Here is a 23,335-nt window from a genome sequence, read left to right on the forward strand (position 1 = left end):
AGCTCAGCCGTGCTCGGCACTGCTGCCGCGGCGGCGCCGGCCCCAGCGGCTGCCTCGACACACGGCACGGCTGCAACCACCCACGGGGTCAGTGCGCAAACTGCCTCCGCGCAGGCGCGGAAGAGCCACAAGGACGTGCAAGTCACGGCCGCGACGACTCCTGAGAGCACGTTGACCGCACACCCCAATGGCACGTTCACGGTCAATGAGTCGCTCGCGCCTGTGCGGAAGTTCGTGGGCGGCGTGTGGAAGTCGCTGGATGCAACGCTTCACCGCAACAGCAACGGAACGATCTCCACTGCGGTCACCAGCAGCGACTTGACGTTGTCCGGCGGCGGTTCTGGTCCGTTGGCCACCCTGCACGCCGGCGCGGACTCTCTGGCGGTTAGCCTGCCCGCTCACTTGCCGACTCCCTCCCTCTCGGGTGCCACCGCGACGTACCCCAATGTCTTCGGCGGGGTCGACCTGGCCGTCACCGCGAACACGGACGGGACCTTCTCTGACGTCCTGATCGTCAAGAACGCCAAGGCGGCTGCCAATCCGGCGCTGAAGAACTTCACCCTGGGCGCACACGGACGAGGCGTAACCATCACCTCCGACCGTGCGGGGAACATCAAGGCCACCGATCGCAGAGGCCACCCGATCTTCACCGCGACCACCCCGCAGATGTGGGACTCAAAGGGCGCGCAACCCGGCTCTGCGACTGCCTCCAGCGACGCCGTCAAGAACCCCATGACCGGGCAGATGGTGGACCGCAAGAGCGGTACGCCCGTCGCCTCGACCGTCCAGGGGCCGGGCAGGGCAGCACACGCCACGCAACTCGCCACCCGCACCACGGCCAACACCATCACGCTCACGCCAAAGGCCGCAGCGCTGTCCGGGTCGGACGTCACCTACCCGGTGTTCCTCAGCGGCCCGACATTCGTTTGGCCCTCCGCTCCCGGCACGCTCCAGGGATGGACCTACACCAGCTCGTACTACTCCGGCGCCAGCTTCTGGAAGACCAACGACCTGCTCCGCGTCGGCTACACCGACGATCCCAACAATCCACCGAACTACACCGCGCGCTCATACCTGCAGATCGGCGTTCCTTCGGCGATCTACGGCGCAGAGCACGTTGCCGCGCAACTGAACATCACCGAGGTCTGGTCCTGGTCCTGCACCCCCTCGGAGGTCGACCTCGACACCACAAGCGGCGGCGTCTCCTCCTCCACCACCTGGGCCAATCAGCCAGCCCCGAAAACCTTCGTCGACTCACAGACCGTCGCCTACGGCTGGGGATCCAACTGCGCCAACCACAGCGTCCCCTTCACCCTCGACTCCGTCATGCAGGCGGCCGCCGACAGCGGCACCACGAAGACTCTGACGTTCGTACTCAAGGCCACGGATACGGCTGAGCAAAAGTATCAAGACGTGTCCTGGAAGAAGTTCGACCCCCGCACCACGTCTGTATCGATCACCTACGATCACCTCCCGAACACGCCAACCCACCTCACCACCTCGCCGAGCACCTCCTGCACGGCGGACACCATCGTCGGTGATGGAAACGTAACCCTCTACGCAGGTGTTTCCGACCCCGACGGAGGCACGGTGGGCTCCCACTTCCAACTCCTGCCTCACGGCGCGTCAAGCCCCGTGATCGCAGAGTCGAGTGCGAACAATCTCACCAATCAATCCGGCTCCACTTCGGTGTTCATCATCCCGAAAGCGACGCTGGAGCAAGCTGCGGGTGGCAAGGTCACAGAATTCGACTGGCGCATCCAGGTCAGCGACTTCGGCTTCTGGGGCAACTGGCTGGCGAAACCGTGCCACTTCTCCTTTGACCCCACACGCCCTGGGCCCCCGAACATCGTCCAACCGGGCGATTCCACCATCGGGCAGTCCTTGTCGGTCACCATCAACCCGCCAACCCCCGTGACCGGCGTCCCGGCGGTCATCCCCAGCAGCTACGAATACCAGGTCAACGGTGGGGCACCACTCAACGTCAAGGCCGACGCCAACGGCGTTGCCACCGTCACCATCAAGCCCCGCAGGCAAACAAATGTCCTGAGCGTCAGCAGCCTGTCCGCCGGCGCCAACTACGGTGACAGCGCGAGCATCAACTTCTTCTCAGAAGCCCCTACCACCGTCCAATCCGACGGTGATCTCAGCGGCGACAACATCCCCGACCTGCTCACCGTCGGAGGACAGGACAACCTTCCGTCAGGCCTGTGGCTGGCCAACGCCAAAGCTGACCCCGGCCAGACGATCGGCAACGGCCACCTCAACTCCAGCGCCCCAGACATCGGCCCCTACGGGTCCGGTATCAACGCCAACGGCCCAACCGGCGCGGGAACGCCGGCCGACTACGACGGCGCCCTGGCCATCACCGGCCACTTCACCGGGACAGCCCTCCAAGACGTCCTCATTTACTACCCCAGCGGAACACACGCAAGCGTGCCGGTCATCATCAACGGAAACGGCGACGGGTCCGCACTCGACACACAATACAGCGAAAACGACCACGTCTTGACGAGTGGAAAATTTGCCGATCCCTACGGCAATAATCCGATGCAACTCGTTAACGCCGGCAACACTTCCCATAGCGGCATCGTCAACTACCCCGACTTGCTCAGCGTCTCAGGAGACACCTCCGGCTACGGCCTGAACCTCATCCAAGCCCAGACCGGAACCGGATCTTACTCAAATGCCCTGCCTCTTTACGCCGACGCCCGCTTCGACGCACTCAATACCCCAGACAAAACAGCCGACTGGAACATGTGGACCCTGACGTCCACCCAGTTGTCGACCGGCACTGCGATGTTCCTGTGGAACAAGAGCACCGGACAACTCGACCTCTGGGAAAACCTGGCCGCCACCGACATCGACGTGGTCGGCCAAACCGCCACGCTCACCTACACCGACTATCCCATCTCGAAAAACTTCACCCCAGCCGCCGGCACAACCATTCAAGCCGCCGACGTCAACAGCGACGGAATCCCCGACCTGAGGGTCATCAACCCCGACGGCAGCGTGACGACAAACCTGTACACGGATCTCACCGCCACCCCCATTACGCCCACGCAGTACACCGACGCGCTGACCACGCCCAGCCACTCGTGGCCGCTCAACGACGGCACCCAAGACGCGATCAGCAACGCCGCAGACGTGACTGGAAACCTGGCAGCAACCGGTAGCGGTGGCGCAACCTGGACGACAGGCGACCTGTTCAGCCCCTCCGCGCACTTCGACGGCACAGGCGTCGTACAAACAACCAGTAGCGCGCTGAACACGACCGGGGATTTTACCATCTCCGCCTGGGTCAAGCCCGAAGCATTCGGCGGACGTATCATCGGACAAAGTGGAACGCACACTTCTCCGTTCGCCCTGTACAGCGACGCCACCACCAAGTCCTGGCAATTCGAGATGGCACGTTCTGACGCAACTAACCCCACCGAGGACGTCGCATCAGCCGTCACCATCCCCGCCCAACTCGGGACCTGGGTACGCCTAACCGCGACCTACCAAGCCGCAACGGGGCGGATGGTGCTCTACGTGGACGACGTCGCCGCCGCTCAAGCCACCCACACCACCAAGTGGAATACCACCGGGCCTCTGACCATCGGCGCCTACAAGTACAACGACGCCATCACCGGGCATTTCGTAGGCAGCATCGCCGATGTCCAGACGTATTCCTCGGCCGCCCTCTCCGCAAAGCAGGTCGCCATCCTCGCCGGGAACCCCGGTCCGACCTCCTACGAGCACATCAACGACAATCACGACTTCGGCGGTGACGGAACCGCTGACGTCGTTGCACAGTGGGGCAGCGACGGCACCCTTCACTTGTACGACGGAGCCGCGGAAAGCGATCTCGTTGCTGACAATCAGTTGTGGGACGGCACCTGGGCCAGCATGCGCCTCATGACCAGCGGCAACTTCACCGACAGCAAGGATGACAACGCCGACATCGTGGCCATCTGGAACGACGGCACTGCACACCTGTACACCGGCGACGGGAGAGGTCACATCGCTGCTGCAGGGCAGCTGATCGGGGGCGGCACCTGGCTCAGCGTCTCCCAAATCGCCGCCGCCGATTTCACCGGAGACGGCCACACCGATCTCCTGGCCATCTGGAACGACGGCAGCGTCCACATCTACCCCGGCGATGGCAACGGTCACATCGGGAGCGCCGGCCCCAACATCTGGAACGACAATTCCTGGAAGACTATGCGCCTTCTGGGAGCCGGTGACTATAACAACGACGGTCATGCCGATCTCCTCGGTGTATGGGGATCTAGCGGAGACCTCTACCTTTACAACGGCGACGGTAACGGCCACCTCACTCAAGGCGTCCAGATGACCTTCAAGGAAGGCTCGTGGGCTACAGTCAAGGGCATCGTCCCCGGCGACTTTACTGACGACGGACTGACGGACCTCGTCGCAGTCTGGGGGGACGGAACCATACACCTCTACACGGGAGATGGAACAGGAACCCTCACTTCCGGTCCCAGCCTGTGGGAAGACGATGGCTCCTGGAAAACCATGGGCCTGATCTCATAGCCCAGTCACCCTCCTGAAGACCGTAAAGGGCCCGGGCCAACTGTGATTGGCGCCGGGCCCTTCTAGACCTCCCCGCCCTCAGGTGACCCCGCAACTCCCACCCCGGAACTCCCATGGGATTCAGCGTGGGCGATGACTGGAGGAGATTGCGTCGGCGACAAGGCCATGCGCGTCACGAAAGGTCGCAGCGCACAGGTCATGCCTGGGGACTTCACGAACCGACGAGGTCACTGTGGCCCGCACTCCCTGCCTCAGGAATCGGAGCTGGCGCCGACGACGTGCTCAGTCGCATCACCAGTCACATCTCATCAGTCCTGACTGATCAGAAGAACCAATGTCCGCGAACCTCGCGTCTCCGATCAGGGACATCACTGTCGGTCACTCGACGCCACAGGCGACATCGGGCTGGTCTGAGTGGGTGCCGCTCGGCGTGATCGTAACGCTGTTCGTCGCGGTCGTCGGGTGGCTCCTGGTGGCTCGCCACCGCCGCCAGGACCACACACGCGCAGACCTTGCCCCGATCAGCGCGATGCTGGAAGCCATTGATCTGGAGACCGGGCGCCTTGCCCACTCCCCGGGCACCGCGGCGCACGGCGACTTCGCACAGCTGCGGGACTGGCAGACCCGCGTGGAACGCGCCGCTGAGCGAGTACCGGACGCTCTGAAACCGGCCTTGGCCGAGGTCGCCAAGCAAGTCGCGGCCTACAACACCGCGACGGCTCTACTCACCGTCGACGAGGTCACTTCCGCTTACCTGGCCGCCACCACAAGCGACGCCATCCCAGCCCAGTGGAACCTCGAGCTTCTCCTGGGACGTGCGCAGCAGCAAGGTCCAGCGCACAGCGACCTCATGACCGCCATCACCGTTGCAGAGAACGCCGTCAACCTCATGCTCACCAGCTGGGGGCTCCCGACCGCTCGGTCGCTTACGGGGCCGGCATCGAAGGGCGCACCAGCGGTGAGGTGCCGCGCGGACAGATCGTGAGGACCGTGTGGGCTTCTGGCGGATTCGCCAGAAGCCCACACGGTCACGGCGTTTCGCAGTCCTGATGAGTGGGGCGCTGCGTCTATTCGCAGGCCACTCCGTCGCCGTCGCGGTCCAGGTGGGCCGAATACCCGGGCTGGCCGGCGTAGAGCGGCGCCGCCCCTGCAGCCCGCGCTTCGGAGCAGTTGGCGTAGTACACGCCTCCGCCGGAAGAGCCGCCGGATGATGTTCCACCGGATCCTCCGGAGGAGCCTCCTGACGTGCCGCCCGATGTCCCGCCCGATCCGCTGACCGCACGGTGGGTCGGCGACGGGTGCGGGGTGCTGGCCGCCACCTTCGACGAGGAATCGCTGTTGCCACCAAAGGACTCACTGACGATCTTCGAGCAGGCGATGCCGTCGCCGTTGGTGTCCAGGCTGGCCCGGTAGCCCTTGTCGGAGCCGAGGGACATGCCCGTCTTGGTTACTCCCCCGGCCCATGCGTCCGCGCAGGATGCCCATTTCTGGTCCTCGGGCCGGGGTGGTGCGGTCGTGACAGCGGTCGTCGACGGCGATGTCGTCGGCGTCGCGCTGCTGGAGGCGGGGGTGGTTGTCGGGATCACGCTCGGGGACGCCGAGGGTGAAGCCGAGACGGTGGCAGGGGGCTTGTTGTTGGCGGTGGTGGTCTCGTGCTTGTTGTTGCCGCCGGCCAGGGCCAGGGCGGTCATGCACCAGATGATGGCAGCCCCTGAGGCCAGGACTTTTGTTCGCCGGGCCCAGCCGCTGAGGATCGTCATGGCCACTCCGGCCGGTGGCACAAGCACGAGGAAGGCGATCACGGCGGGTGTCCGCTGCGACCAGACCGGGGTGGGGCGTGGTGGCAGGGGTCGGTAGGGGTGGTTGGGCTGCACTCGGGGTGCCTTCCTGGACGGGTGCCGGTGTACGGGGCGGATCAGTCGGCCCTGCCGGTCAGTTCAGACGGTTGAAACCGGGACGATGTCCGGCTGCCCGTACGGTATCGGTTGATGGGGAGCGGTACACCGCATTTCGCATGAACTGCCGCTGCGGGCGGGCCGGTTGCGGTGCCTCTCGCGGGCGCCGTCGCCGTGCCTCCTGATCGCTGTCGTGCGAGCGCCCCGCCATCGAGTCGGGGCTCGGTGGCGGGGCGTGGGTGACCGGCTGGGTCCGGTCACCTTGGGGTGGGGTCAGCGGTGGCGGCGGTGGCCCCAGGACTTGGTGTCGGCGATGCGTCCGTGGTTGTCGCGCAGGGTTGCGGTGTCGTGGTCGTTGTTCCAGACGTAGTTGCGGCGGTCCTGGTAGACGTTCGCTGCCGTGTCGTGGCCGATGCCGGTGTGGACGCGGACGGCGGTGTGGCCGGCCAGCCACAGGCGGGTGAAGCGGTAGGTGTGGTGGGACTCGTCGGACAGGGTCCAGCCGGACAGGTTGACGCCGGCGCGGCCGATGTTGACGACGGTCACCCACTCCGCGTTCAGGGAGGCCTTCGTGCGGTTGTCGCGTCCGGGGCTGTCGTACTGGATGGCCCCCAGAGCGACCTGGGAACGCTGGGGGTAGTGCCGGCCGTGGTCCGCTGCCGTGGCCGGCAGCGCCGCGGCGGCGAGCATGGCTCCGGCAGCCAGGGTGGTCGCGGTCATACGGGAAACGAGACGGGATACTCCTGTCCCCTTTCGATGCAGGGCGCAGCGTTTGGGCTGTGCCAGTGGTGTTGGCCCTCGGCTTGTCCGCCGGGAGCACCACCATCACCGACCGGCGACCCACGGCGATCACGGAAACACGCACCGTTACAGATCACGGACATGGACGTGATCCTCGGCTGCGGGCCGCGCCTATCTCCGTATCGGGCGCGCCATCGATCACCCACACGTGGCGCACCCCCCAAACCAGTGCCCACCAAACCGAATTCGCCACCGGCAAGCCACCGAGGGCCACCCAAAACATCTGTCCGCGATCACCCGCGTGGAGCAGCCTGATCTGTAACGGCCGGGGCTGCGGCACATGGCGATGGGCCAGCGGAAACCGAGACGGTGTTCGTGGCCGCCCGTCTCGTTCGGCATCGCAGCCAGATCAGGAGCGGTCAGAGCAATCGTGGGTCCGGTCGTAAGCGCCTCCCGATGCGGGCTCGCGGAGCCAGTGAGGCGATGTGGAGTCGCGTCTGGTTGCAGTCCGCGAGCTTGTCGAACCGGGTTGCTATCGCGCGAACTGGGTGAGCCGGCTGAAGTGCCTCTCCGGCGACGTTGCGGTGGTTGCATGGTTCCACGTCGGTCGACCGCTGCCGGAGCCCGAGGGAGCAGGTTGGCGGCCTGGTCAGAGTGTTCAGGAATCGTCACGGCGATGCCACGACGCCTGCACCAGGTACGGGTCGTCCGTGGCGAATACGCCTTGTGGGCGAGGACCCGGTCCGCTCGGGGGCGTCGGTTGTGTGTTGGCTGCCTTGGTGAACAAACATCGCCCAACAGGAACAACTCGTTCCGCTCGTCCGTACTATCTGTGTTCGGACGGATGGCATCAAGTGCCGCCACTGCCGTCCGAGTGGGGTCAGAAGTTCCCCCGCGCGGACTGGCGGTGCAAGCGCCGCGTCACAGCCCGACGCGGGGTTGAATCAGGACACACAAGGAAGGCCAACGCCATGTCGCAGATCATGACCGCCGCTACCGGAGTGACATCGCAGTACGCCGCTCAGGTGACCAGCGACCTTGAGCAGAATGCCAAGGAGCAGGAACGTATCAACGCAGAGATCGGCGTGCTGCAGGAGCAGTTGGCGGTTCTGGAGCACGACCATACGGTGCTGCTCAACGTGCAGCAGGCGTTGGGGATCGCGGTCGCGCCTGCCCAGCCGGGAGCCGAATCTAATATCACCGCACTGCCCGCCCCGCGCGAGGAGCCCCAGGCCGAGTCCGACGCCGATGCGGGAAAACCTGCGCGGGCGAAGAAGACGCAGGGCAGGGCGAAGAAGGCCAAGAGCCAGACGACCAGGAAGTCGGCTACGCCGAAGCCGGGGACCGGGGCTGCGGGGCTGAACGGGACCGGGGCGACCCTGGTGGAGCTTGTCGGCCGCCATCTGGCTGAGCAGTCCGAGCCGCGCTCCGCTGCGGAGGTGACCGAGGCGCTCGTTCAGGCTCACCCCGAGCGCGGCATCAAGTCGACGGTCGTACGAACCACGCTGGAGAACCTGGTGTCCCGAGCCCTGGCCCAGCGCAGCAAGCAGGGCAGGTCCGTTCGCTACATCGCCCCGGTCGCCGATGGTCAAGCAACGGCGCCGATCCAGGACGAGCCGCGGCCGGAGCAGGCCGAGTAGGTCTGGGACGACCCCGGCGGTGCGCTGACGCGGGCATCTCAAGGGCCGTGACCTCACTGCCCGCCTGTCAGTGTCCATCGTCATCATGGGAGATATGGCCAACCCGAACCTGACCACCGGCAGTATCTGGCGGCTCCAGCACGGCGATCAGGAGATTGCCCGGCTGACCGTGACCGGCGTCGATATGCCCTGGACACACGGCAAAGTCGAGGCCCTCCCCGGTTTTGAAGAGTTCCGTCTCCTCTTCAGTGAGCAAGAGCGGGCTGTCGACGCGGAGGACTGGGAGCGGACCGAGGCCTCCTACATCCAGATCCGCAGTGCGCTCACCCTGACGCTTCCTGACGGTGGGCCGGTCGCCGAGTTCATGCTGCACATCCACGACGACGGCACCGCCGGCTGGCGCTGGCACGACGAGCCCCTCGACGCAATGAATCCGTGACGCCTCGCCAAGCCAGCGCTCTCTCTCGGCCTCAGCGATGCGGGCGATGATGTTGTTGCTGATGTCGACGATTCAGGCCCGTTGAGCCGGTCGGGTCAGTGCATCGAGCATCGGAAGCAGGCTTCTCTGAACTATCGCTTGGTTCCCGCCGAGTGAGCTGTCGAGCTCATCCATACCGGTCGGCGCGAACCTCACGACTTCAGTACATCTTCCCGATCTTCAATGCTCGCGCCCGCTCTCCACTGTTCTCCGGGCGGATGCGCTCGGCCAGGCCGTGCCGGTGGGAGATGATGGTGTGGCTTCCTGGACCGTCGCTGCTGCGCGAGTCCAGGATGAGGGCGTCTCCACCTGGGCCCAACGTGATCGGTTCAGCACAGAAGTCGCAGCTCCAGACCAGCGACTCCAGGTCGGCAGGTCGGATGTTGAGCCGCACTGATACCGGCGGATGCCAACGGTGGATTTGCTCGATCACTGCATCGATCTGTGAACCGACGGGTGGAAAGAGCGCGAGTAGTTCGTCGTGGCTGCGCGTGGACTGGGAAAACTGCTGGATCATTCCATGAACCGCTTCCCCATCCCTTAGCCCAACAGGCCGCGCCTGGTGGCGCTCATGCACGCGTGTCGTCGACGTCGGAGCCGTTCACCGCGCTTAGGGCCCGCAGGGCGCCATCGTATTGGTGACGGTCGAACTGGAACGGACCGAATGCCACATAGTCGCGGGCCTTGCGGTGCGGTTGCTCAAAGGCGTCCCAGGTCACGGAGTCGGTCGTCGCGGTGATGCGGGCCATGAGGGGCCAGCATCCCCACTCGCCGCATTCACAACCGAGAACGGGTGTCTTCGACCTCATCGCGTTGGTGGACCGTCCGAGGAAGTGATCCTGCATCGGGCCGAACCGGAAGAACTCCGGAATCAGACCGCCGTAGGCGTCGCCTGCGGGCTGCATCCCGGCGGCGATCTCGAACCCGTCGATCAGCTCGGTAAGTGGTGCTCCGTCGATGCGGGTGACGATCATGTCAACGCTCCGCGAATTTTGACCCCTGAGCGATCCCGGAAAATTGACCCCCATGGTCGTTCGTTGTCGTGCCGCGTCGGTGTCACGCGGGACGGGGTCTGTACGGTGACCGGTGTATCTCCTGATCAAGGAAGCACCTGATGGCGTCGGTCAGAGCGCCGGTGTGCTCGTCGTGGCCAAGGCGATGAGCAAGGCTGGCGAAGGCGTGAGCCAGCGTTGTGCCTACAGCAGCTCTACTCCGGGCCGTCGAAGCCGTTCATCTTGCGCAGGAGCCAGAGCACTAGCTTGAGGCTGTAGGTGAGTCCGGGGTTTTCCTCCAGTGCCCGTTTGAGTTCGTCGGTGAGCCCGGCCCATGCCCGGAAGTTGCCGTGGCAGCCAGCGTCGTCGATCACCGGGATGTCCGCGGCAGGGGCTGCGCACCAGACGGGGTGGAACTTGTACACGGTGTCGAGGACTTCGTCGGGTGTGAGGGGAGTGAACTTGGTCCACAGCTTGATGCGGCTCTTCCAGGCGGGCCGGGCGAGCATCTTTCGGCGGAAGTCGTGAGCGCCGACCAGGACGATGGACAGGTGGAGGTCCCGTCTGTCGTACAGGGCGCGCAGGTAGTCCAGGCTGCGGTTGTCGAGTCGCTGGGCCTCGTCGCACAGCAGGGTGTGGGGCCGTTGGGCGAGGACTGCGAGGATGGCTGCGTCGCGGGCGGTGTCGCTTGTCAGGTCGCCGGGGACGTTGAGGCCGGTGGCGAGGGCGTGCCGGAAGGCTTTGATGCCGGTGCCCAGGGGTTGGACGGGCACGGTGGCGTCTGGGGCGAGGTCGTGCAGGGTGACGCCGACGGTGAGTGTCTTGCCGGTGCCGTAGTCGCCGTATACGCACATGACTTTGTGCCCTTGGATGGCCGTGGTCAGGTCTTTTTGTGTCCGCAGGACGGCCTGGGTGGGCACGAGGCTGGCGCCGGGGACTTTCAGGTAGGCCGCCAGGTCGAAAGGTGGTGCGGCGGGGGCTTCGGTCATCAGTGGTCGCTTTCTGCGTCGGCTGCGAGCGGCTCGGACGTTGCGCCCCATGAGGCGGTCGGGGGCGGCAGGGGCAGGAAGGGCTCGGCCTGTGGCCGCGGCAGTTTCGGTGCCTGTCCGGTTGGTGCGGCGGCGGCCCAGATTGGTGTCGCTACGGGGAGTGGCAGGAGGTCGTCTTTCGTGGCGGGGCCGACTGTGGGTTCGGGTTCGCCGAGTTCGTGCAGGTGCTGCTGGGCCTGGTCGTGGGACATCGCCTGGGCGTACTGGGGGTGTTGGGGGGCGGTGACGGGGGCGTGGCGCTCGATGCGGAGTTGTTCGGCGCGGTCACGCTTGCGGCGGATCTGTGTGGCTTTGCGGTCGGCGGCCTGGCGTACCTCGCGGCGCTGTTGCGGGGTTGCCTGGTTGGTGGCGACGGCGGAGCCGAGGTGCTTGCCGGTGGTCGCGTCGTACAGTTCGACTTCGCGGTCCTGGTTGGGCATGTGCCGCAGCATGACCAGTGTGCCGACAAGCGCGTCGTCGTTCATCCAGGGCGCGATGTAGCGGTTGTTTTTCCAGGTGACGCCCTTGTTCGTGATCTTCCGTGGCTTGTCGGGGCCGGCGAGGGTGTAGGTGTGGAGGGCTTCGGCGTCGATGTCGAAGATGACGGTGAGGTCGTCGTCCCATGCCTGTGCGGGTGTGCGGTCGCCCAGGTGGGGTTTGGGCCACCGGTGGTTCCATTCGTCGATCCACCGTTCGACCTCGGTGACGAAGTCCTTGAAGGACATCAGGCCGTCGGTGCTGGCGGGCTTTTTCGATCCGCTGGGCCGGGTTCGGGGCTGCTTGCCTGGCGGGGCGTCGTCGACGAAGCCGGGCATGCCCTGGAAGAGGTTCGATTTGACGGCGCTGTTGAGGCCCTCGACAGTTCCCTTGCGGTCGGGTCTGCGGGGTGGCAACGGGTGCAGGGGAACACCGAGGTTGCCGAAGGCCTGGCTGACGACGGTGCTGAGGAAGTCCGCGCCGCGGTCGATGCGGACGGTCTGGGGCCGGCCTCCGAAGGGGCCGTAGGGACCGCCGCGGGCCAGGGCAGCGCGTGCGGCGGCCATGATCGAGCCGCTGTTGGGGAACCCTGGGGTGATGGACTTGCCGGGAACTACCTTGGTGAGGCCGTCGATGAACCAGGTGATCCACGGCTTGGCGGGCTGGCCGTCGACGTTGACCCACACGCTTGCCTGGACGTGGTCGCCTTCCCAGACCTGGTTGCGGTGGTCGAAGATCTCCTGGCCGTGGACGGTGTAGCGGCGTGCCGCGCACTCGCCGTGGCGCAGGCCCTCGAGGAAGGCCTTGTCGAAGGCGGCGTTGACGGCGCTGTAGAAGGTGGCCAGGCACGGCAGCGGAGGGTCGCCTTCGTAGGGGTGGGTGGTCAGGCGCTGGAAGGTGGCGTTGATGTTTCCGCGCTGGATCGCGACTTCGTCGATCATGTTGGCGGTAAGGGTGAAGCGTCTTCGCTGGGCGGGGGTGTAGGTGCCGCCGTGGGCGCGGGCGTTATCCATCCACCGCTTCACGGTCTTTTCGTCGACGCCGTAGGCCCTGGCGACGGTCTTGCGGTGGGGCGCTGTGTCGGTGTTCTGCTGTTCCAGTTCCAGCAGGTGCCGGATGGATTCGATGCGCAGTTCGATGTCCTGCGCGGGGATGTGTGCGGGCATGCGGGGGTAGCTCCTGCGCTGGCCGGGCCAGGGGCGGGCGTGGTCAGGCCGGGGTGTCAGGCCGGGGCGAGGGTGAGCAGGCCGGCGCCGTAGGCCTTGGCTTTGCCGATGCCCCGGGTCAGGGCGTGGCGCAGCTGGTCGGCATCGGTGATGGTGGCGTGGCCGTCGAACTGGATGAGGGAGTGGCAGGGGCCGGCGGGGTCGCGGCGGTGGAAGGCGCGGATGGTGGCATCGGTGGTGTGGACGACCAGTCCGGCGCGGGTGGCCCGCCGGGTCCACCAGGCGGTGGCGTCGGTTCCGTTGAGGGCGATGCGGCGCTGTGGCTTGTCGGGGTCGGTGGGGTGGGGCTGCATGGTGATGGGGTTGGCGGTGATGCGGTAGCGGACGGTCATGCCGCAGGTCAGCAGGTACAGGATCGGGCTGAGGTTGTGGACGTGGGCGGTTCCGTAGCCGACTGGCAGGTGGTGCAGCAGCGGGGGGTGGGTGGTCTGGACGATGAGCGTGGGGGCGGGGCCGGGCTCGAGGCGGAAGAGGACGCCGGAGGCTTGGCGGGGGTGGGGTCCGAGGTCGTCGGGAGCCAGGCGCATGACGGTCTTGTGGAGGGCGACGGTGTCGAGCAGGTCGCGGCGGACGTGGGGGTTGCCGCGGCGCAGGAGGATGCGGGTGAGGCTGGCGGTCAGCAGGCCGGCGTCGAGGACGGCGGGCATGGCGGCTCCTGATCGAGGAGGTAGTCGGGCAAGCGGTGGGGGGTGCGGTCGGCGCGGTGGTGGGCGTGCCGGTAGGCCGTCAGGGCGTGCAGGGGCTGGGGGCCTGCGTACAGGTCGGCCGGCAGGGGTTCGGTGGTGGACCACACCGAGTAGGTGGTGTAGGTGCGCTGGCCGGGGGTGAGGTCGAGGGGGCTGTGGGGCAGTTCGTAGTGGCGGCCGGCGACGGTGGTTTCCGGCTGCTGTTCCCAGACGAAGCCGACGGGCACGGTGGCAGCCCCTGGCGGTGGGGGTGCGGGCAGGCTGAGGGGCACGGTGGTGCGCAGGGCGGTGACGGGGTCGCGGACCGAGGCGGCCAGCACGAGGGGCTCGTCGGGGATGCAGCAGCGGCGCCCGAGGTAGGGGGCCCAGATGGGGTGTTCCAGGGTGGTGGCGATCCGTTCCACCAAAGGTGCGGGGCCTTGAACGGCGACGGTGAAGACCGCGTCGGCGAGATAGTCGCGGCGGGTGACCAGGGTGGAGCGGTCGGCGCTGCGGTAGCCGCCTTTGCTCGTGCGCAGGCCTTCGCGGTGGGGGCGGCCGCCGCCGACCGTGTGGAAGTCGGTGTGGGGACTGCCGGGGCGGTCGAGGCGGATGGTGAAGGTCAGGTCGTGGTAGCTGGGCTTGTCCGGCAGGTCGTCGTGGGGGGCCAGGGCGTGCTGGCGGGTCCTGCCCTGGGCGGCGGCGAACATGCCGATCAGGGCGGAGCGGGTGGGATGGGGGTGGGTGCCGCGTCGGTGGAAGGAGGAGGTGCTGCCGTAGGAGCTGAGCGGTCCGGCAAGCCGCAGCAGCAGCGCGCTCACGATGCGGCGGCTGCCGGTGCGGGCAGCAGGGGGATGTCGAGGCTGCCTGCGGCCGGTGGCGGGGTGGGGGTGAAGGCGGCGGCGGTGCAGGTGGCGATGAGGTCGTCGTAGCCGCGGTGTGCGGTGCCCAGGGGCAGGTCGCCGTCGTCGAGGCTGGTGTAGCCGTGGGCGTGGCGCTGCGCGGTGCCCAGGAGCCGGTCGGTGGCGGCGGCGTAGGCGCACAGGGTCTGGATGGCGGGGGCGGTGTAGCCGCCGGTACGGGGGGCTTTGACGGGTGGTTCGAAGGCGGGTGCGTAGGAGACGGGTCGGCGGTCACGGATGGTGTAGTGAACCAGGTGGGGCAGGGTGTGGGGGGCCGTGCTGGTGCGTTTGGCCTGCGGCATGCTGAGGATGAACGCCTCGGTGAACAGTGCGGTCAGGCGGCGGGCGTGGTCGAGGTCGCCGGTGTTGCGCTGCAGGTCGGTGATGTTCAGGCAGGCGTAGCGGTACAGGGTCGCGGTGGTGAAGTAGGCGGTGTCCATGTGGGCGCTGCCGGATGTGCCGGGGCGGGGCCAGTCCTCTACGGCGGTGAACCAGTCGGGTTGCGGGTCGGCGGCGTGGACGCTGAAGGCCGGTGCGAGGTCGACGGTGCCGGATACGGTGCCGCCGGGGATGTCGGTGAGCATCCGCCCGAGCAGGTTGATGGTGCCGGTGCGGTCGGTCAGCAGGGCGTTGACGTCGGCGGTGGGCAGCAGGCGCGTGTCCGGGGTGGTGCGGCGTTTCTTGCCGGCGGGTTTGCGGGCGGCAGGCGGGGGCGTGTCGGGGGCCGTCTGCGGGGTGCGGTCGGCCGCTTCCTTCGCGGCTTGGGTCAGGACGCCTCGGTGGGTCTGGCACAGGGCGGCGAGGCCGGTCAGGACGTCGGCGGGAAGGTAGAGCATGGTTGCGGTGGCCTGCGGGTCGCTGCCGGGGGCGAGGCCTTTCGGTCCGGCGCAGCGCGCGACTTCCGCGGCGGCGAAGGCCGCGAGGTCCGGCGGCCAGCCGTCTCCGATCAGGTGCTTGGTGAGGCGGTATGGCAGGTTGCGGGTGCGGGTGGCGTACTCGTGGGAGTGCTCTTCGATGGTGTGGCGCAGGGCGTGTTTCCAGCACTGGGAGGACACGCATGCGCGCACGACGTTCCCGTAGGTCAGGGTTTTGGGTTCGCCGTCCTCGTTGCTGTTGAGGCGGGAGGCGGGCAGATTGTGCAGGATGTGCAGTTCGAGGAAACGGGAGGCCATCATGTCTCCGCAAGGTCGGTGGGGGCTGGGGTGTCGCCGCCCACGGCGAGGTGGAACGACAGCGTCCAGGCGCTGGTGATGCGGGCCCGGTCGGTGTCCCACCAGACCAGGTTGTCGAGCAGGACGGCGAAGTCGGTGTCGAGTCCGGCCTGGTCGAGGAGCTTGGCCAGGGCCGGCAGGCGCGGGTGGAGCAGGTCGGTGCTGAGCTTTCCCAGGGCCCGCAGCCGGCGGGTGGCGCTGTCGTGGGCGATGGCGCGGCGCAGGACGGCCTCGGCGAGGGTGCGGCCCAGGTCGGGGCGGCGCTGCCAGGCCTGCCCTGTGAGGCGGGCTGCCTCGGGCCCGCTGGTGGTACCACCGGCCGGCCCGCAAACAGCGGTGCCGGGGCTGTCGGGGGTGTCGGCGGTGTCGTCTGCCGGGCTGCCGACGGCTCCTTGGGGGGTGCGGGCAGGCACGTCGACGGCCGGGGGTGAGGCTGGGGTGAGCGGGGTCAGCAGCGGTGTGCCTGCGGCGCTCCCGGCGTGCAGGGCGGCCTGCGGTGGTGGCTGGTCGGGGATGTGTGGGGTGCTGGTGGCGGCGATGAGGGCGGCCACCGTGTAGTGGGCGCGCGGTGCGTACTTGCGGATGGGGTGCCGGAAGACGTGCTCGGCCAGGTAGGAGTGGGCGTCGGCGCAGTGGCTCAGGTCGCGGCCGCGGCTGCGGCTGATCGCCTTGCGGGCACCGGGGTCCTGGCACAGGCCGTGGACGGTGTCGATGAACAGGTCGTGGTCGGCGCGGTGTTCGGCAGCTGTCGTCATGCGGGGGCCTTGTGGGGTCGCCGGGAGGTGCGGGGGGTTGCGGGGTCGCGCAACAGGGTCGCGATGGCGGCGGCGAGGATCTCGCCGGCGCGGGCGTGCTGGGACAGGCTCGCGGTGGACACGGTGCGCAGGGCGCGCACCGCGTCGGCGGCGAACACGGGTCGGACGGGGGTGTCGGGGGTGTCGTGGATCAGGCGCCAGAACGTGGCTTCGGCCTGCGGCCAGTAGGCGGCGCGGGCGCGGGCGGACCATGCGGGATCCTTCGCGCCGGGCTTGTGCGGGCGGGCGGCGGCCGGTGGTGAGGTGATCTCTTTCCAGGCGCGGCCGGCGACCTTGCCCAGGAGGTGGCCGAGTTGCTCGGCGATGGTGCAGCAGTCGCGGATCCTGCGGGCGGTGTCCGGGTCGTGTTCCTGGGCCCAGTTCCAGATCGGCGGGGTCAGCGCGCTGTACCACAGGCGGTTCTTGACCAGGCCGACGTCCTGGTCGAAGCCCATCACGCGGACCCGCAGGGCGTCGCGGACGTCTGCGGGCAGGTCGTTGAGGGTGGTGAAGGCGGTCGGGCGGGGGCTGGCGGAGTTCTCCTCGCCGGCCAGGAGCAGCGCGTCCAGGTCGCGCCAGACCGAGCGGCCGGTCTCCGCCATGCGCGGCACGCGGCGCGTTTCGACCGGCGCCTTGGGGTCGGTGCGGTAGGCCAGGTAGGGGTCGGTTGCCTCCAGCCGTGGCTGCTGGGTGGCCCAGGTCAGGTAGGCGTCGGTGACGGTCGTGCCGTCGGCTCCCGGTACCAGCAGGACCGCGTGCCGGGAGCGGCCGGTCAGCAGCCTGCCGGGCCAGGTCACCGGTGGCAGTGGCGCCAGCGGGTCGGGGACAGCCGGCTCTTCCCAGGGGCAGGCGTCGGCGACGGTGTTCTCGTCGTCGGTCAGCGGCGGCAGGCCCAACGCCAGGGTCTCCAGGAGAGTGCGGCCCAGCGGGTGGAAGGACAGGGTGCCGCGCAGCGGCCCGGCCGAGCCCTGGCCGCTCGCCGTGCCTCCTGCAGTGCGCAGTGTCTGCCGGCCCGGGTTGCCGTAGTAGTGGTTGATCAGGAGGTGCCACAGGGCCTGGTCGGTGGGAGCCGATGCAGGATCGGTGTCGGTGTCCGGTTCGAACCAGCACAGATTGTGCCCCGAGGGCCGCCCCATGATCAGCGCGTTGATCCCGGAAGGGGCCCGGCACTGGTCGGCCAGCGAGGCATCCTGCATCCAGGGACGCTCGGCATCGAAGGCGTCCCAGGTGTACCGGTCGAAATAGGCGTCGATACCGGCCGGGTCCAGGCCGCCGCGGGTGTTGAGCAGGTCGGTGCGGCGCTGGTTCCACTCCTGCACGCTGGTGCCGGGCTGGTCCAGCCCGGTCAGGCGGGCAAGGATGGCAACCAGGACCCGCAGCAGGCCTGCGGTGGCCGGGGCGTGGGGAAGCGCAAGATCATGGATCTGGTGGGCGCGGCAGAACAGTTCCCTCAATCCCACCGGCTCTACCTGGTTGCCGGTGCGGACCGGCACCCACGGGCGGGTGTCGACGGGATATCGGGGGCGGTCGGCGGGGGCTGAAGGGCGGGGAGGAATCGGTCACCTCCGTCGTGCGAGGACCGGTATGCGACCGACGGCCCGGGGCCTGGCGAGCCCGGCCGCTCCCGAACCGCAGCGCATGAGGCGGCGGTTCGGGCGTGGCCGGTGCGACAGCAGAGCCGAAAGTCACGCCCTGTCACATTAGCCAGGTCGGTACAGATCCCCGCGAATCACTGCAAAAATGAGATTCTTCTTCCCCGGGTCTGCTAAGCACCCACCGCGGGAAACTCCCCGCGCCCTGCCGAAGGCGCCGCGCAGCGGGCCCGTAAGGGGCCGCGACGCGGCGGCGCGCGGTCAGACGGCGGGGGTGTGCTGGTGCACCAGGCCGAGTTCGGGGTCGAGGTGCAGCAGGTGGTCACCGAAGGCTGTCGGCGCGCGGTCGGCGGTCAGGGGCAGCAGGACCAGGTCGCCCAGCAGGGGGTGGCCCCTCCAGGCGGTGGGCGGCCGCGGGTGGCCGGCGCCCGGGCGGGCCACCCACGTTGCGGGCAGCGGCACGCTGCGACCGAGGAGGGCCCGCACGTGCGCGGGCCGCAGATTCCCTTCGGGTAGTTCGAAACGGCCGGCCGCGTCCAGGGCCAGCCGTCCGTGCGGCATGCGGTAGCAGGGCAGCAGCGGGCGGGGCAGCATTCCCAGGCGGGTGGCGGCCGTCGCGGCGGTCAGCGGCTGGCGATGCAGGTCGAACAGCGACGCCACGCGGTGCGGCGGCGGGATCAACTGGACAGAGCTGAGATGCTCCTGCGCCCTCACCGACGCGGTGTAGGCGCGGTGCAGTACGGCGTCGACGGCGGCGCCCTTCTCGGTGTCCAGGGCGGCTTGTACTTCCTCCACCAAAGCGGGCACGGCGTCGGGCAGGAGCAGCGGCTGCCCGGCAGCGCGGGCAGCCAGAGTCGCGGCGGTGGCGTGGAGGGTGAACGCGGGGATGTGTGACCAGTGCCCGGGCACGTCCAGTGCGCCGTCCGGGCCGACGGGGTGGCACACCGTCAGACACGCGCCGGCCTCGCGGACCCACGCAGGCCGCCGCTCCTGCCCCGTCCAGGCGTGCTGGAACCGCCACAGCCGGCCCAAGCGCTGCAGCAGCCAGCTGATCGGGGCGAGGTCGCTGATCATCACATCGACGTCGATGTCGAGGCTTACATCCAGGACGCTCGTGGTGACCACGATCATCCGCCCGGGATAGGGCCGGTCGCGGCCGAGGGCGCGCCGTACCCGGCGCATCAGTCGCTCGCGCTGACGGCCGGGAAAACGGGCGTGCAGCAGCACCAGATCAGCGGGCCGCCCGCCGAAATCCAGGGTGTCGCGCAGGTGCCGGTAGGTCTCCTGCGCGTCGGTGACGGTCGCGGCCGTCACCGCTGCATATCCCCCGCCGGACACCACCGGGGCCACCAGATCTCCGATCACCGCCAGGCGCTCCCCTGCCTGAACCTGCCGCGGCGCCGGCCCCAGCGGCCGGTACACCACGTCCGCCCGGCCCATCATGACGCTGCGGCGCTGCCGCCCGCGGTGCCGTTCACGGTCGGCAGCCGCCATCACCACGGTGGCGCCCGTAGCGGCGTCCGCGATCAGCCACCCAGGATACGGGGCCACCAGCGGCCCGGCCGGGGCGGCGGTGCCGGCCCCCCGCAGGTAAGCACGCACCAGCCGCTCCCCCGCCCGGGTAGGAAGCGTCGCCGACAGCACCACCACCGGCGTGCCGAAGGCGCCCAGCCATACCAGCAGTCGCTCCAACTGGCGGAAGGTGAACGTGTCCAGGACGTGTGCCTCGTCGATGATCGCCGTCTTGCCCGACAGGGCCAGCATCCGCAACGGGCTGTGCCGCACCGGCAGCGCCGCCATCAGCGCCTGGTCCACCGTGGCCACCGCGAACTGCGCCAGCAGCGCCCTGTCCCACCCGCGCAGCCACCGGTCCGGGACCGTGACCGCTTCCCGGGGACGTTCCCGCTCCTCCCCTTCGCCCTCGTCCCACACCGTGTCGTTCCACGGGGCGTCTCGCGTGGAGCCCTGGAGGTCCGCCGCGATCCGCTGGTCGGTATAGGCCCGGTTCAGCCACGGTTGGTGGTGCACCAGGCCCAGCGGTGACCTGTCCGCGCCGTGGGCCTCCACATACCTCGCCGCGACGTCGTAGGCGGCATCCGCGGTCGCCGTCGTCGGCAGCAGCCAGCACCAGCCTGCCGTCCCGCAGGCCGCGTTCAGCAACCGTGCCGCTTCCAGGCCCGCCGCGGACTTCCCCGCGCCCGTACCGTCCGTGACCAGCACCATCGCGCCCCCACCTCCCACCCCCGCCTTCCCCAGGGCTGCTATCAGCGACGCCTGCATCGCATTGGGCTCCGGCAGGCCGTGCGCCCGGGCGAACGGCACCTCCGGCAACACCACCCGGCTCAGCCCCGCACGGTCCACCAGCCGCGGAGCCTGCGCCCGAGAGCCGGCCATGTGCTCGGCCGCACCCACCGCCGGCGCCGACGCCCGCCGAGTCCAGTACCCGCGCTGGCTCACCAGTCGGTCCGCGAGCATCACCACACCCGTGATCAGCACAGCCGCCTGCGCCGACATCCGCGACGGCACCATGTCCACACCCAGCAGATAGTGCACGACCCGCACATACCGACGCCGCAGGTCCGCCCACAGCGGGCCACCCAGCCTGCCGTCCTGCCTCAACTCACCTGCCACATCCAACGCCAGATACCGGCCATGATGACCACCGGCGACCTGCGCCACCCGCACACCGGCGCCCGCATTGCCCGCCACCTCGAAGCCCAACTCCACCAGCACCGGCAACAGCGCCACCATCGACGCCCGACCGTGCGGCATCCACACCCACCCGCCCGCATCAGCCCGCAACACCTCCCCCACACGCGCCCACGCCACCGCCTCACACGCCTGAAAAGCACTCGCTTTCCCGATGTCGTGACAGGCCGCACAAAACGCCACCAGCCGGGCCGCCTGCTCCAGCGACACCCCCAAGCCATCAGCAATGATTTGCCGCTGCCGGACCGTCAAAAACGAGCGCCACAAAGCCTCCGCTACCGCACCCGCATCCAGCAAATGAAACAACAATGCATACGACTCCCCGGAAGTGCTGTCGAACTTTCCCCAGGGATCCAACGGGATCCCCCCGCGCCCTGCATCCTCCACCACACCCACCAGCACCCACCTCCGCAAGCATCACCGCGACCACCACTTACGATGAGGCCCGCTCAACCAAGCGTCCTCGCCGGAACACCGCCGACAGAAAAACACCGGAACACGACCACAACAGACAACTCCAGGTCACAATTCCGTCGACACCCGACCGACCCCAAGACCCCCGGCGCAAACCGCTGGACAACACACCGACAAAAACCACACCATGAACACCGCGGGACGCAAAACCCACCGAACACAGCGACAACGAACCGAGAAACCAAGTAAAGAAACAACCAAACCCGCACAACAGCCCAGGTCAGAAAGCCTGCTCCCCCTGCGGACGGGGGTACCGCGTACGCATCCAGGGTCCGCTGTTCGGCGAGCCACTGCTCCCCCTGCGGACGGGGGTACCGCGGAATAGCGCCGCAGGTCGGAGTAGGGGACGTGCTGCTTCCGCTGCACGAGGGGGTACCGCGTGGGCAGCGAACATCCGGGCGGCCCGGCAGTTCCGCTCCCCTGCGTGGGGGTACCGCGAATTTGAGGACCGCCGGTCGGCGGTTAGCGGACTGCTCTCCTGCACATGGGGGGTACCGCACTTGCGGAGATCGAGGCGCGGCGCGAGGCTGGCTGCTCCCCCTACGCACAGGGGTACCGCGATGCCCGGGAGCTGGTTTCAGGTGTGGTGCAACTGCTCCCCCCTGTACGTGGGGGTACCGCGCAGAGCCAGGTCAGCGGAAGCTTGAAGGAGGCCCGCTCCCCCTGCGGATGGGGGTACCTCGTACCGGACCTACTACCTCCACCCGTACATCGCCTGCTCCCCCTGCACGTGGGGGTACCGCCGACGTGCTGTTCCACTACGACCAGGACCTGCATCTGCTCCCCCATACGAGGGGGTACCGCGCTCTGTCGGAGCCTCATCGAGGCCGGCACCCGCTGCTCCCCCTGCCCGAGGGCTACCGCGTGGGCGGCGAATATCCGGGCGGCCCGGCAGTTCCGCTCCCCCTGCAACTGGGGGTACCGCGTCGGTGATGACGTTCCACCACCGAGTCGAGGACTGCTCCCCTGGGCGAGGGGGTACCACGATGCTGGTATCGGAGTTCGCCCGCTTCCTCGGCTGCTCCCCCTGCGCGTGAGGGTAACGCGGGCACCGGGGCGAGTTCACGGTGGTGGCGGAACTGCTCCCTACTACACGCTGGGGGTACCACTGTGGCGTCGCTGGTGATCCCGGTGTTACTGGCCTGTTCCCCCTACACGCGGGGTACCGCGCAGGGCCCGTGGGGACTGGTCGATCACCGTGCCGGCTCCCCTGCCTGGGGGGTACCGCAGTGACCCGACGGACGTCCTCCGCAGGTTCGAGCTGCTCCCCCTACCCGCGGGGGTACGCCGCAGCCAGCGCGACGTCTTCTGGAGTTCCAGCCTCAGTGCCGAATTCGTGAAAGATCAACTGCCAGGAAAAACCACATGCCTGAGCTGCGGCGACATGCCCCACGGCCCGGACACGTCGTTAGAAATCAGGCGGCAGACCATCGGAATAACCTGGACACCGAGCCTGTAGTTCACAACAAGCTGGGGCAGTTCGCAGACAACGCGCGGAGGCGGGCCGACAAGCTCACGGCGGAGCGGCGCGCGGAACTCGACGCACTGGGGATGCGCTGGTAGACGTCTGCACAGTGAGAGGCCGGAGCGGGAGGGTACGGGACTACGGCCCATCTGGGACGTCGCCGGGAACCCAGCTGACAGCGGACCGGTCGAACGGCGTCTGCGACAAGAAGACGTCCAACGCCTCGTCCCAGCCCATCTCTCCCGGGTCGCCACACAGCACCACGAACCCCCCGAGGGCGGTCTCGGGTATAGCAACCAGGCAGAACACCAGGCCTGTAGGAAGGCGCACCACCGCGGTGTGCTCGCCATGCACCTCGTCAGGCTCCACCGTGAAGGACCGGTCCTTCAAACCCTCCACCATGACGTCGAGCTGCGCCACGACCAGGAACGACGCCGGCCGCCAGTTGTCCAACGTCAAAGACTCCACGACACTGCCCTGTCAGACCGCATACCTGTTCAGCGCGCC

The 23,335-nt window shown here is 68.2% G+C and carries 18 protein-coding genes; 5 read left to right on the forward strand and 13 right to left on the reverse strand.

Annotated elements, in window-relative coordinates; all coding sequences use genetic code 11:
• Nucleotides 1–9: 9 nt before the first annotated feature.
• A complete protein-coding gene (locus K7862_RS38325; protein WP_222967560.1) occupies nt 10–4,539 on the forward strand; it encodes an FG-GAP-like repeat-containing protein in 4,530 nt (1,509 codons plus the stop codon).
• Between the two features lie 334 nt (nt 4,540–4,873).
• Nucleotides 4,874–5,524, forward strand: coding sequence for a hypothetical protein (locus K7862_RS28680; RefSeq protein WP_222967561.1), 651 nt, complete (start codon nt 4,874–4,876; stop codon nt 5,522–5,524).
• A gap of 82 nt (nt 5,525–5,606) precedes the next feature.
• Here K7862_RS28680 and K7862_RS37890 read toward each other — a convergent pair whose 3' ends face one another.
• Entirely contained in the window at nt 5,607–6,230 is a 624-nt protein-coding gene (locus K7862_RS37890; protein ID WP_262413970.1) for an excalibur calcium-binding domain-containing protein, read from the reverse strand.
• Nucleotides 6,231–6,707: 477 nt separating this feature from the next.
• A complete protein-coding gene (locus tag K7862_RS28690; protein WP_222967562.1) occupies nt 6,708–7,154 on the reverse strand; it encodes a lamin tail domain-containing protein in 447 nt (148 codons plus the stop codon).
• Nucleotides 7,155–8,146: 992 nt separating this feature from the next.
• On the opposite strand from K7862_RS28690, the gene K7862_RS28695 reads away from it, so the two are divergent.
• Together K7862_RS28695 and K7862_RS28700 are read left to right on the forward strand one after the other, a co-directional pair.
• Nucleotides 8,147–8,815, forward strand: coding sequence for a BlaI/MecI/CopY family transcriptional regulator (locus K7862_RS28695; protein ID WP_222967563.1), 669 nt, complete (start codon nt 8,147–8,149; stop codon nt 8,813–8,815).
• Nucleotides 8,816–8,909: 94 nt separating this feature from the next.
• Nucleotides 8,910–9,254 (forward strand): hypothetical protein, encoded by a 345-nt coding sequence (locus K7862_RS28700; RefSeq protein ID WP_222967564.1) that lies wholly within the window; start codon nt 8,910–8,912, stop codon nt 9,252–9,254.
• A gap of 199 nt (nt 9,255–9,453) precedes the next feature.
• Here K7862_RS28700 and K7862_RS28705 read toward each other — a convergent pair whose 3' ends face one another.
• From K7862_RS28705 to K7862_RS28750, 10 genes are all read right to left on the reverse strand, one after another.
• On the reverse strand, nt 9,454–9,810 hold the full coding sequence (locus K7862_RS28705; protein WP_262413971.1) for a hypothetical protein: 357 nt from the start codon (nt 9,808–9,810) through the stop codon (nt 9,454–9,456).
• A 52-nt stretch (nt 9,811–9,862) separates the two neighbouring features.
• Nucleotides 9,863–10,267, reverse strand: coding sequence for a hypothetical protein (locus K7862_RS28710; protein WP_262413972.1), 405 nt, complete (start codon nt 10,265–10,267; stop codon nt 9,863–9,865).
• 233 nt (nt 10,268–10,500) lie between these two features.
• Nucleotides 10,501–11,274: an AAA family ATPase gene (locus K7862_RS28715; protein WP_222967567.1), complete on the reverse strand. Its 774-nt coding sequence runs from the start codon at nt 11,272–11,274 to the stop codon at nt 10,501–10,503.
• Entirely contained in the window at nt 11,274–12,956 is a 1,683-nt protein-coding gene (locus tag K7862_RS28720; RefSeq protein WP_222967568.1) for a TnsB C-terminal domain-containing protein, read from the reverse strand. The genes K7862_RS28715 and K7862_RS28720 overlap by 1 nt, the downstream gene beginning before the upstream one ends.
• A gap of 56 nt (nt 12,957–13,012) precedes the next feature.
• Nucleotides 13,013–13,663: a type I-E CRISPR-associated protein Cas6/Cse3/CasE gene (cas6e, locus tag K7862_RS28725; protein ID WP_222967569.1), complete on the reverse strand. Its 651-nt coding sequence runs from the start codon at nt 13,661–13,663 to the stop codon at nt 13,013–13,015.
• Nucleotides 13,633–14,502 (reverse strand): type I-E CRISPR-associated protein Cas5/CasD, encoded by an 870-nt coding sequence (cas5e, locus tag K7862_RS28730; RefSeq protein ID WP_222967570.1) that lies wholly within the window; start codon nt 14,500–14,502, stop codon nt 13,633–13,635. The genes cas6e and cas5e overlap by 31 nt, the downstream gene beginning before the upstream one ends.
• Complete coding sequence (gene cas7e, locus K7862_RS28735) at nt 14,499–15,758, reverse strand: type I-E CRISPR-associated protein Cas7/Cse4/CasC (protein WP_222967571.1); 1,260 nt, start codon at nt 15,756–15,758, stop codon at nt 14,499–14,501. The genes cas5e and cas7e overlap by 4 nt, the downstream gene beginning before the upstream one ends.
• Nucleotides 15,755–16,549, reverse strand: a complete 795-nt coding sequence (locus tag K7862_RS28740) for a type I-E CRISPR-associated protein Cse2/CasB (protein WP_222967572.1) — start codon at nt 16,547–16,549, stop codon at nt 15,755–15,757. The genes cas7e and K7862_RS28740 overlap by 4 nt, the downstream gene beginning before the upstream one ends.
• On the reverse strand, nt 16,546–18,081 hold the full coding sequence (casA, locus tag K7862_RS28745) for a type I-E CRISPR-associated protein Cse1/CasA (RefSeq protein WP_222967574.1): 1,536 nt from the start codon (nt 18,079–18,081) through the stop codon (nt 16,546–16,548). The genes K7862_RS28740 and casA overlap by 4 nt, the downstream gene beginning before the upstream one ends.
• A 360-nt stretch (nt 18,082–18,441) precedes the next feature.
• Nucleotides 18,442–21,285 carry an HD domain-containing protein gene (locus K7862_RS28750; RefSeq protein ID WP_222967575.1) on the reverse strand — a complete coding sequence of 948 codons (2,844 nt, stop codon included), beginning with the start codon at nt 21,283–21,285 and terminating at the stop codon, nt 18,442–18,444.
• Between the two features lie 1,443 nt (nt 21,286–22,728).
• Between K7862_RS28750 and K7862_RS38625 the strand changes: the two genes are divergently transcribed.
• Nucleotides 22,729–22,926 carry a Helicase associated domain protein gene (locus K7862_RS38625; protein WP_504740064.1) on the forward strand — a complete coding sequence of 66 codons (198 nt, stop codon included), beginning with the start codon at nt 22,729–22,731 and terminating at the stop codon, nt 22,924–22,926.
• 40 nt (nt 22,927–22,966) lie between these two features.
• On the opposite strand, the gene K7862_RS28755 is transcribed toward K7862_RS38625, so the two are convergent.
• Nucleotides 22,967–23,296 carry a hypothetical protein gene (locus K7862_RS28755; protein ID WP_222967576.1) on the reverse strand — a complete coding sequence of 110 codons (330 nt, stop codon included), beginning with the start codon at nt 23,294–23,296 and terminating at the stop codon, nt 22,967–22,969.
• Nucleotides 23,297–23,335: the final 39 nt, after the last annotated feature.

Source organism: Actinacidiphila acidipaludis, from assembly GCF_019890725.1.
GTDB lineage: Bacteria > Actinomycetota > Actinomycetes > Streptomycetales > Streptomycetaceae > Actinacidiphila > Actinacidiphila acidipaludis.